The sequence below is a fragment of the Levilactobacillus namurensis genome (assembly GCF_032197885.1).
Taxonomy (GTDB): Bacteria; Bacillota; Bacilli; order Lactobacillales; family Lactobacillaceae; genus Levilactobacillus; species Levilactobacillus namurensis_A.
In genome coordinates this window covers 1954716-1966096 of sequence record NZ_CP134159.1, presented here as the reverse complement: position 1 = coordinate 1966096, position 11381 = coordinate 1954716, and the positions used below count along the sequence as shown (strand labels likewise).

The window sequence follows — 11381 nt, the reverse complement described above, 5'->3', positions numbered from 1 at the left end:
ATGGCTTTCAAAAGAATGTTTGATTCAGTAGAGTGTCACGAAGGCGAACCCATGCGGGTCATCACCAGTGGGGTGCCCACGATTCCAGGAGATTCCGTCTACGAGATGCGGAATTGGTTACAAGAGAATGATAACCAGGTCAAGAACCTGATGTTGCGGGAACCGCGGGGAATCCCTGCGACCTGTGCGAACCTGATCGTTCCGGCCAAGGACCCTAAAGCGTCCGCCGGCTACATCATCATGGAACAGACCGAATACCCTATGATGAGTGGGGGCAATACCATCGCGGTGGCGACGGCGCTTCTGGAAACGGGGATGATCCCGATGACGGAACCGGTCAGTGAGTTCGACCTTGAGGCACCGGCAGGACTGATTCATATCAAAGCTGATTGCCATAACGGAAAAGTTACCCAGGTAACCTTCAAGAACGTGCCGGCCTTTCCAGTTTATCTGGATAAGGAGATCGACGTACCGCACATTGGGAAAGTTAAGGTCGATATCGCGTGGGGCGGGATGTTCTACACCTGCATCGACGCGACGCAGTTCGGCTTGAAGCTGGTTCCCGAAAACGGGCGCGAAATTGCGAAGATCTCGTCGTTAGTCACGACGGCCGCAAAGGAACAGTTACCCGTCTCGCACCCAGATTACCCCGGAATCGGGATTACCTTATCGATGATGCACGAACCGTCAGATGATCCGGACGTCTACATGCGGACGTCGAACTGGTACCCATCCAAGGAAGTGGATTTCGATAAGCCAGAGACCTGGACCGGTGCTCTAGACCGGGGTGTCTGTGGAACTGGGACTTGTGCGTTGATGTCGATTGAACGGGCGAAGGGTCGGTTGAAGTTGAACCAGCCGTTCATCAACGAAGGCTTATTGGGCATTCGCTTTGACGGCCGAGCCATCGCCGATACGGAGATTCACGGCCACAAGGGGATTATTCCCACGGTCGGGGGCCATTGCTGGATCTACGGGTACAGCAAGTGGGTCTTGGACGAGACGGATCCGTTCCCAGACGGGTTCAAGATTGGTGATATCTGGTAACAAGGTCTGAAGTTGTGAAGGGAAAGGTGAGAAACCGTGGAATTGTCAAAGATTTCGGCAACTAGAAAATGGATCATGATAGGGCTTTTGGCCTTCTTTGGCCGGGCGATTGCCAACGTCCCCTATTTGCGGGAAGTGTACTATGATCAAGTGATGCAGGCGCTCCATATTACCAACACCCAGCTGGGGTTACTGTCCAGTGCGGTGGGAATTGCGAGCTTGGTTGGCTACTTCTTCGGGGGCTTCTTGGCGGACCGCGTCAGCTCGAAAAAGATGATCATCATTTCTAGCCTTTGCGGGGGCGCCTTTACCCTGTGGTACATGACCTTCCCGTCGTTCGGAATCTTGCTGTTCATCCACGCGGTGTTGGCCTTAGATGGGACCCTGATTTTCTGGGCAGCCTACGTCCGGGTCATTCGTATCCTGGGGGGCAGTGAAGGCCAGGGAAAGTACTTTGGCTTTGCTGAAGGGATTCGGGCCGGCTTTGGAATCCTGTTGCCCATTACAACGACCTACATCCTGGGACGCTTTGTCAGTGTCCGGATGGGGATGAAGTCCATCCTGTTGTTCTACGCTTTCTGTTACTTTGCGACCAGTATTTTAGCCGCATTCGTCTTGGTTGATATTAAGGATGACCAGGCGGATCAGGATCAGAGCGCGACTAAGGCCACCAAGGCGGATTATCTGGCGTTGTTCCGGGCGCCGGGCCTGTGGTTAGTGTCGTTCCTGATTTTTGGGACGTACTTAGTCTTTTCGTTGCAGTCCTATACCACGCCGTACTTAACGGGGATGGGAGTTTCGAGCAATACGGTCAGCCTAGTGGCAACGTTCCGGTCTTACGGGGTCGGTGTGGTGGCGATGCCGTTATTCGGGGTCATCGCGGATAAGTGGATCAAGTCGCCGACTAAGGCGTGCATGATCGGCATGGCGTTGCTCCTGCCGTGCGTGCTGTCGTTATTGGTCTTGCCGTCTTCGGCGCCGGTCGCCATCATTGTGATGACTTTAGCCATTGGTTTTCTGGCCAGTGGGACCCGGGGCGTCTATTATGCGACGCAAGACGAAGCCCACATTCCAGTTAAATTAGCGGGAACTGCGGCCGGCATTATTTCGACGATTGGCTTCTTGCCTGATGCCTACGTCTTTACACAAGTAGGGGCTTGGCTGGACAAGTACCCGGCAGCTCAGGCGTACCACATGATCTGGATCTACATGGCGATTGGTTGCTTGATTGCCATCGGTGCCGCAGGGGGAATCCTGTGGTTATCGTTGAAGAAACGGGTCTCCGTTGCGACTAGTTAATGTATTGGAAACTATAAAAACCGTCTAAGATTGGATTTTGATCTTAGGCGGCTTTTTGGTGTTGGGAGACATATTTGGCGATTCCTTAACGCCTGTAGCAGTTATTTTTACTGTGTCGCCCGGGGGCTACCAGGAATAAATTGATTAGAAATCAAGCTAAATTGTGTGAGCTATTCTTTCTCCTGGTAGTAGGTACGGAACCGGATATCCTGATTGTAATTTCCAAAGTGTTTTCCAAAAATAGTGCATCCTCCACAATGTTTGGCGGTTTGAGGAACGGAGAATCGGAGCGTCCAGTTATCACGATGTGTATTGATATCGGAAATCTTAACGTCGGAGAAGTGGTGGCCGTCGATAAACGACCCATATTCTGAAATACGAATGGTTTTGAGTAAGCCATACTGATTCATATCATTGTAGACCCATTCGGGAGTGTACTTTCCCCGAACATCTGAAAAATCGCCAGGACTGGTCCAAGTACCTAACGTTTTCCCTGCGAGCGCAATGGTAATGTCTGAAAGCCAATTGTTATTGGAGAAGGGAAATTCTGAACTGAGTTCGACGGTAAATTCAATCATTTTGATTTGTTGTTCAGAGGTTAAATAGTTGGGAACGGTGTATTCAACGAAGCCTTCTGAAAACCATAGCATCCCAGCGTCCGTTCGTTCCGGATTCATAAAGTATTTTGGATTATCTACTTGGCCAATAAAGCCAGTCTGACCTGCCAACCCGCAAGTTGGTTTGACTTGGTAATTAGTGTACTGACCGATAGGAAGATTGAATTCGTATTTTTTGTAAGGAACGTAGAGTTGCTTAGGAAAGTGAATAGTGATGTTATCGACCGTGAGAATAGAAATCCGTTGATTACCATGTTTCTCGGTTCGAATGATATGGGCGGCTTCTAATTTATTTAAATGCATGATGGTAATCGTGCTGCTAAGGCCAACAGCGGTAGCAATTTCCTTAACGTTCATTTTGGACTTGGATAACAAATTAATGATTTCCAATCGTATTGGATTGTCCAGCGCGGAGAAGGCGGGCAAGGAATTGTTTGTCAGTGATAGATCCATGCTTTTAGCTCCTTAGTTAATGTAAATGTTTATTTTAGATGTTTTCGATACTCTAAGCATACACCTTTAATAACTAAAATGAGTTTAACTTTAGAAAAAAGTTGACTAATCAACAAAAACAATATTGACTTAGCTTGTGCAAGCGCTAACATAAGGGTGTGCACAGGATTACTAAGATATCTTAAAGATTATTTACTTGGAGTGTGAACTGATGAAAGTCAAGATTGAGGACCATGCCGAACAGGAAATACGGATTAGTAAGTATTTACAAGGGCAATTTGCGGAACATTTGGGTCATGGAATTTACGACGGCATTTGGGTCGGTAAAGATAGTCCCATTGAAAATGTAAACGGTCTGCGCAGTGATGTGGTAAATGCACTGAAACAGCTACATATTCCAGTCCTGCGGTGGCCGGGAGGAAGTTATGCAGATGAATACCACTGGCAGAATGGTATCGGACCCGTTGAAAAGCGGCCAAAGACTATCAACCATAGCTGGGGAGCGGTAGTTGAGGATAACTCATTCGGAACGGATGAATTCTTCGAACTGTGCCGTCAGCTGGGGTGTGAAGCCTATATCAACATCAATATGGGAAGCGGTACAGTTGAGGAAATGGTGAACTGGATTGAGTATATGACCGCGGATGGTGATTCCTATTTTGCTAACCTACGGCGGCAGAATGGTCACCCGGAACCTTATAAAGTAAAGTTCTTAGGTTTAGGTAATGAGGCTTGGATGGGCGGCGGCTATATGCGCTCTGGGTATTATGCGGACGTTTATCGGCGTTTTCAAACCTACGTTTCAGAATATAATGGACCACTTTATAAGATTGCTAGTGGTCCCAGTGATGACAACTTTGCGTGGACTAAGAGTCTCAGTGAGTTGGCAGAACCATTTATGGATGGGATGGCGTTGCACCATTATGCGTTGACGAACAATTGGGAGCATAAAGGCGATGCCGTAAACTTTACGACGGAAGACTGGGTCAGCTTATTGAATAGTGCTCGTCAAATGGATAGCTTGATTTCACGGCACCTTGAACTGATTCCTAAAACGACGGACCTGATTGTGGATGAGTGGGGGACTTGGTTTGAACCTTTGGCAGGGACGAATCCAGCATTCTTGATTCAGCAAAATACGATGCGGGATGCAGTTGTTGCCGCGACAACGTTAAATATCTTCAATAAATACGCTGATCGGATTAAGATGGCAAATATTGCTCAGATGATTAACGTCTTGCAAAGTATGATTATGACGGATGGTTCGCAGATAGTGTTAACGCCAACCTACTATGTCTTTAAGATGTTCAAGTTGCATCAAGATTCACGGTTGCTGGCTGCTTTCCATGAAGTCAACAATGATTTGAACTACACGGTTTCGGAAAAGAATCATGAATATATTATTTCGGTCTGCAATGTTAACCCAGAAAAAAACCATGATTTAACTCTAACGTTGCCTCAAAGTTTAGGCCAGACAACGTATGCTAAATGCTTGAGCAGTTCCCAAATGAATGCGCATAACGATGTTGCACATCCAGATGTTGTTACGGATCAAGACTTTACTGGGTTCAAAGTTATGGATCATGACCTTAAGTTGAATCTAGAACCAATGGAGATTGTGACGTTGAAGTTCCCGATTAAATAGAGCTGGAGGGGAAAATTTTGGAAAATAATCAGGCACAAGCGCAAAATTCACAAGCCAAAGTTATGCCAAAGCTAAAGTTCTCAGAAAAACTGGGACAAGGCATTGGGTCAATGTCGGTCAATTTGATTTTCAACGTGGTTAGTACCTATCTGCTTTTCTTCTACACGAATGTGTATGGACTAAAACCAGCAGATACTGCAACTATATTCTTGCTCGTACGGATTATTGATGCGGTCGCGAGTCCAATTTATGGAACTTGGGTGGATAAACGGACGACGAAGTTTGGGAAATATCGGGGATACCTGCTGTACTTGTCATTACCATATGCAATCTTATCCGTCTTGTGTTTCTATTCCGTTGATACGACCTATGTTATGAAGTTGATTTATGCTTATACAACTTATGTGGGCCTGTCATTATTAAACACGTTCTTATCGCCGCTGGGTGCGATGCCGGCAGCGATGACCCGAGACAATGATGAAATTGCCCAGTTGAATGCGTACAGTATGTTCTGCTCCAACGTTGGTGGGATGTGTATCTCGTTTGGGGTGCCATTCCTGGTTACTGGATTCTCTGGTGCCTACACGGGCCAAGCTTCACAAAAAGGCTGGTTTATGACCATGGGGATCTTCGCGATTGTTGGTTTAGTCGGTCTGCTCTTTGCCTTCTCAAGAATTCATGAACATTACCATATGACTGCAGAGGCAACGGAAACGGTTTCGTTTAAAGACATTTTTGTTCAGATGAAAGTTAACAAGCCATTCTCCATCTTCTTGGTTTACTTAATTTTAGCCTTTATCTTTATGACGATTGTCAATTCTGCAGGTTCCTATTACGTGACGTATAACATGCAACGTCCAGACTTACTGAAGTACTTTAACTTATTAGCATCAATTCCGTCATTTATTTTGGTACCCCTGTTCCCTTGGTTTAAGCGTCGTTTAGGTCGTAAGGGGCTTATGTTGGGCTTTAGTGGTGTCTTAATGGTCGGATTGTTGATCCTATACTTTGGTAATGTGCATAATGTTGCCTTAGTGATGACTGGTAAGTTATTAGCTTCCGTTGGGATGATTGTGACAACTGGTTACATGTGGGCGTTTGAAACGGAAATTGTTAACTATGGTGAATGGAAGACGGGGAAGCGTGAAAACGCGATTATTAGTTCAGTTTGTTCATTTGCCGTTGCTTTAGGGTTAGCCCTTGGTGGTGTTGTGCCAGGTTACTTCTTGAAGTTTATCGGCTTCGATGCCGCTTTGAAGACGCAAGCAGCTGGAACGTTACACGGAATTTTGACGATGCAGTCATTGTTGCCAATCATTTTCATCGTTATCAGCATGATCTTGTTTAGCTTCTACTCCATTACTGATAGTAGCATGGACAAGATGAGCCGGGAAATTGACGAACGGAATGCCAAGGCAGCTAAGTAGTCTTAAAAAACACGTGAGAAAGTTTTCGAGGTCGTTAATTATGAAAAATTATCAACTGCTTTGTTATGAACGTGATCCGTGGAACAAGGAAGGTTACGATGCAAAATTATCTCATTCTATGCATTTAGCGATTGCGCAAAATGGGTTGGCGTTTCAGCCGTTAAATCATAATTATGGGGTGCTATTTCCTAAAGGAGTCGAAGCAGGGGACGGTAGTATTATTGCTAAGACGTTGATTCAACCGTGTGCTTTTCAAATTAAGGCAGACTTATTCGGTATCTTCGCCATTCAGACGGGACCACAGGGTGAAAACGATTTAGGCGCTAAGGGCAAGTTGCTGTGTTTTACGACTAAAGATTTTGTACACTATTCGCAGTTAAAGCCACTTAAGATTGGGAATGATCTCATCTTAGAAGTGCGGGTAGACGACCAGCTGACGCACCAAGTCTTTTGGCGGGAAGTATCAGGGAAAGTTTATGTCGCAGATTTCTGGTTTGATGAAGATACCCAAAGATTTGAAACTAGTGGTCAGCACCAGCAAGAACTTAAAAAAATGCCGCCTAAAGTAGCAGGATACATGACGGATGGGATTAAGGATTGCTTACCGCGGAGTGTGGTTACAATCAGCGATGATTTGGGAGACTATCTGATCAAGAAGCTAACTGAGCCACGTAACGTGGAAAATCTTGTCCCACAAGACGTGACTGTACATGATTCAGCAGAATTAGAAGAGATCAAAGCCGTTGCCAAGTATAGTGATGGGACAAAGACTAAAAAGCAAATTGATTGGTATGATCAGGACGTAGATTTTACAAAATCACAAGATGTTACGTTAAAAGGAAGGATTCATCAGGACCATTTCATTTTTCCAATGGCATTGGATCGGGCGGACCCTTGCATTGGACGCTGGCACGGAAAGTATTACTTTATTGCCACCAATGATGCGGACCGTAATCACAGCTTGTATATTCGAGAAGCCAATTCTGTGCCGGAACTCGTTACGGCTCAAGAGGTTAAGATATTGGATAGCGATATGTATGACTCCGTAGGAAACTTACTATGGGCACCGGAGTTTCACATCATTGGTGATCAACTGTTTATTTTCCATTCCGCAACGGCTGACCGCTTTGAAGACGTTCAGTCTTTCGTCATGGCCTTAAAGCCGAATGGCAATCCGATGGTGAAGGAAGATTGGATGGCTCCCAAACGAGTTGTACGAACCGATGGCGAACCACTCTTTAAACAGGGAATTACGTTGGATATGACGGAGTTTCAAATTCATGAAAGGTGCTATGTTGTTTGGTCCCAACGGCAGTTCATTCCTAAGGATCTAGGGGCGTGGTTATATATCGCTGAAGTTGATAAGGCGCAACCATGGCAATTGGTTTCAGAACCTCAAGTTATTGCTAAACCGACTTATAGCTGGGAAAATAATCGAGCACCCGTGAACGAAGGTCCGTTTGCTATTCAGCGGCAAGGAAAGTTGTACCTGACTTACTCCGGTGCGTTGATTGATGATAGCTATGTGGTGGGATTGTTGAGTATGGACGCTCACTTAGATCCCTTGAATGCCGAAAATTGGCGGAAAAATAATTATCCAATTTTAACTTCTAACACCGTTCCAGGTGAATTCGGACCAGGGCATAACGCTTATGTCATTGACGATGAAGGACACTATTGGAACAGTTATCATGCCCATCCGGGGAAGGAAGGGCCTCGTAGTTCTGGCATTCGGCGTGTTCATTTTGATGTTGATGGTGAACCAGATCTAGGGCTGACAGAAGCGTTGGATTTAGCACCAGAACTCGTTAACGTAAATACGCAAGTGCGGATTGATTCCCGATAGAGTGGTAAGAAGTAGTTTGTCGAAGATGTGAAAAAAGAGGGTAGTTCAATGCTTAAAAGTCAGTTACCGATGAATGAACATTATGCGGGGTTATATTCTGTGATGCAAGATATTCCCTACTGCCACGATAGTAAAGGGCCTGAGCAAACGCTAGATTTAATTGTTCCTTGGCAGGTGTCGCTGGAAGATCCCACGGATAAGACTTATCCATTGATCGTCTTTGTCCAGGGAAGTGGGTGGCAACTAGCGGATAATGGTTTTGAGGTCGTTCAGTTGGCAGAAATGGCTAAGAAGGGATACATTGTGGCCATGGTTAGACACCGCAACGCCTTTAAAAACAATCCTTTTCCGGATTACCTAATGGATGTTAAATGTGCCATTCGTTTCTTAAGGGCTCACGCCAAGAAGTACTGTATTAATCCGGAACAAGTAATCGGGTTAGGTACCTCTTCTGGTGGTAATGCCGTACAATTGGTTGGTTTAACGGCGGATGACCCGCAATATGAAACATCTGATTATTCTGATTTTTCGGATAAGGTTGATGTGGTCATTAGTTGCTTTGGCGTGTCGAACGTAGTGGCAATTAAGGATCAAGATGAATTTGTTGAAGTCACGCAGAAACTAGAAAATAGTCGCTATTCCAATACGCTAGAACAGATGAGTCCCTTCTTTCAAGTTCGGCCTGGGCGAAATTATCCACCATTTTTACTGATGCATGGGTCTGAGGATACGCTGGTACCCTACAACCAGATGCCAGAAATGGCTTTGCGTTTGGACAGTGATGGTTATGAAGTTGAGACAGTGACGGTCGTGGGTGCCGATCATGAGAGTAACTTTTGGAGTCAGCAGGTCTGGGACAAGATTTTAAACTTTATAACGACACATCTACCTGTTAAGCAGTGATGGCATTATGATAGAAGGTCGAAAACGATGATTAAATGGGTGTCGACTGAAATTGATGGACTGACATTACGGGGAACGGCTTATATCCCGGAAAATGGGCAGTAACCGTTGCCGACTGTACTGATGTTCCATGGCTTTTCGTCGAATCGGGATGAAGCGTTTGGTTCCTTTGTTCAAATGAGCCGTAAGCTGAATCATCATGGCATTGCAGCGGTGGCCTTTGATTATGGATGTCACGGTGAAAGTGATGGCGAGTTTATTGATTTCACATTTACGCAAGAGCTTAGAGAAAGTATGAAGCTGGTAAGCTTTGTTGAATCGTTAGATTTTGTGGATGAAAACCGGCTGGCGTTGCTAGGAATGAGTTTAGGAGGCGTCGCCGCTAGTATGACGGCCGGAAAGCTTCCTCAGGATATTAGGGCCCTGTGCATGTGGTCGCCTGCTGCAGTTTTTGTTGATGAGATTGTAAAGCAGCATGTTTTACAAGGACGATCGACTGAACGGGTCGCTCGGTCGGGGTATTTCGACTTTAATAGTTTGAAATTGAGTCCCGCATTCTTTGATGACTTAAAGAATATCCACATTTACCAAACAGCGGCGCAGTACTCAGGACCAGTGGCGATTATTCACGGTGATGCGGATAGTATTGCACCGATTGCATATTCGGAGAAGTATCAGAGAATCTATCGGCAAGGGGCAAATTTAGTGGAAGTTCCGGGTGCCACTCATGCTTGGAACTCCGTACCGGTCAAAACGATGCTTCTTGAGGAAACACTACGATTCTTTTCGAAGACGTTATTGGCGGATGACAGGATAGATTAGTGTGTACAATGAACGGCTATTTTTGGTGATTTTGGTAATCATCAGAAGTAGCCGTTTGTACTGTGTTTAAAGAAGACTCCTGCAAAGAGGTTACGCCTTAGACCAATCATCAAATGGCGCAAACTTTTCTTGTCGCTTTTGAATCGAAAGCGTAAAGAGGAGCCACTCTGATTGTCCGGGATAAACTTTTTAAGCATAATTGAAGGGTTGCCTAACCCACACTAGCAACAGTGGGGAGGTGAATCCTTATGATACAATCTTTTTTTGCGCCACTTGTTGTTGGCATCCTGATTGCTTTATTTACGGACTGGTTAGACCGTAGGCGACACAGGTAGTCTTAGGCACAGCTAACCCACCCGTTTATAGCAATTACATAGACGTATAAAAAAGCCCCTGGCTACTGGGATAGTCAGGGGCTTTGGTGAATCCAATGGTACAATCTTTTCTTGTACCTTTAGTATATCACAACTGATATATATATCAATTGTGATAGGTCCTAATGGGGGGATGTTGCTGTAGTCAGAATAGTGCCTAAATAAAAACTGCTAGCCGTTAAGCTAACAGTTCGTTATCCCTACCACCGTTGGTTAATTTGTTGTTTCGTGAATGCCATTTTGAATGTCATTGAATGCCATTTAAAATGATTATGTGAAACCCGCCAAAATTATCAACGTTGATTTATCAGTGTTTTGAAGCCCCCTGCAGGAGCCTAAAACCTTATCAATGGAGCTGGCGGGGATTGAACCCGCGTCCTAGCATATCGCCACCCCAGCCTCTACACTCATAGGCAGACTACTTAAGTTTTCACCCAACAACCTGCCGCCTGTCAGGGCCAACATGCTGAGCTAACCTGATTCATCTCTTTTGAACAGCTTCAGGTGGGAGCCAGTCAACGTAACCCGTTAAATTTAGGACCCAGATCTAACCCGCGGGTAAGGCTAGGAGGATCTACGTTAAGCGCCTATTAAGCAGCTAAAGCGTAAGAATTGTTATTATTTTTTGCAGTTATAATTAAACTGGACCTTTTAACGTAGATGCCGCTACGGAGTGCAACCAAGGCTCGACCTATACCAGTCGAATCCAGAACAGCCCCAAAACGATACTAATCTAGTCTACCATATCTCAGCCACCCTGCAAAATATTTCGCATTTTCCGGCCTAAATAAAAGAAATTCCACCCCAAGCAGTATAGTATAATAGGTAACTACGGAGCCTATAGCAATAATGCAGCAAAAGTTACAGAAACTTCATGGTTCTATCACGGAGCTTTCTGATTCACCTGTTAACTTCAGGACAATATGACTCACGAACTTTTGGCTGGCT

9 protein-coding genes and 1 other RNA gene are annotated in these 11381 nt (G+C 45.3%); 8 read left to right on the top strand and 2 right to left on the bottom strand.

The window, feature by feature from the left end; genetic code table 11:
- Both RIN67_RS09455 and RIN67_RS09450 read left to right on the top strand, forming a co-directional pair.
- On the top strand, positions 1–1047 hold the full coding sequence (locus tag RIN67_RS09455) for a proline racemase family protein (RefSeq protein ID WP_024747731.1): 1047 nt from the start codon (positions 1–3) through the stop codon (positions 1045–1047).
- A 75-nt stretch (positions 1048–1122) separates the two neighbouring features.
- Positions 1123–2346: an MFS transporter gene (locus tag RIN67_RS09450; RefSeq protein WP_264999368.1), complete on the top strand. Its 1224-nt coding sequence runs from the start codon at positions 1123–1125 to the stop codon at positions 2344–2346.
- Between the two features lie 170 nt (positions 2347–2516).
- Here the strand turns inward: RIN67_RS09450 and RIN67_RS09445 are convergent, their stop codons facing one another.
- Entirely contained in the window at positions 2517–3416 is a 900-nt protein-coding gene (locus tag RIN67_RS09445) for an ArsR/SmtB family transcription factor (protein ID WP_264999367.1), read from the bottom strand.
- A gap of 211 nt (positions 3417–3627) precedes the next feature.
- Here RIN67_RS09445 and RIN67_RS09440 point away from each other — a divergent pair, with 211 nt between their 5' ends.
- The 6 genes from RIN67_RS09440 (at position 3628) to RIN67_RS13395 (ending at position 10394) form a co-directional block, all read left to right on the top strand.
- Complete coding sequence (locus RIN67_RS09440) at positions 3628–5061, top strand: alpha-N-arabinofuranosidase (protein WP_264999366.1); 1434 nt, start codon at positions 3628–3630, stop codon at positions 5059–5061.
- Between the two features lie 17 nt (positions 5062–5078).
- The gene (locus RIN67_RS09435; RefSeq protein WP_313825903.1) at positions 5079–6488 is read left to right on the top strand and encodes an MFS transporter; all 1410 of its coding nucleotides are present in this window, start codon (positions 5079–5081) and stop codon (positions 6486–6488) included.
- A gap of 40 nt (positions 6489–6528) precedes the next feature.
- Positions 6529–8334, top strand: a complete 1806-nt coding sequence (locus tag RIN67_RS09430) for a family 43 glycosylhydrolase (RefSeq protein WP_264999364.1) — start codon at positions 6529–6531, stop codon at positions 8332–8334.
- A 48-nt stretch (positions 8335–8382) separates the two neighbouring features.
- Entirely contained in the window at positions 8383–9237 is an 855-nt protein-coding gene (locus RIN67_RS09425; protein ID WP_264999363.1) for an alpha/beta hydrolase, read from the top strand.
- Positions 9238–9345: 108 nt separating this feature from the next.
- Positions 9346–10059 (top strand): alpha/beta hydrolase family protein, encoded by a 714-nt coding sequence (locus tag RIN67_RS09420; protein ID WP_313872920.1) that lies wholly within the window; start codon positions 9346–9348, stop codon positions 10057–10059.
- A 248-nt stretch (positions 10060–10307) separates the two neighbouring features.
- The gene (locus RIN67_RS13395) at positions 10308–10394 is read left to right on the top strand and encodes a type I toxin-antitoxin system Fst family toxin (RefSeq protein ID WP_156153279.1); all 87 of its coding nucleotides are present in this window, start codon (positions 10308–10310) and stop codon (positions 10392–10394) included.
- 386 nt (positions 10395–10780) lie between these two features.
- Here the strand turns inward: RIN67_RS13395 and ssrA are convergent.
- Positions 10781–11152, bottom strand: a transfer-messenger RNA (tmRNA) gene (gene ssrA / locus RIN67_RS09415).
- Positions 11153–11381 lie beyond the last annotated feature (229 nt).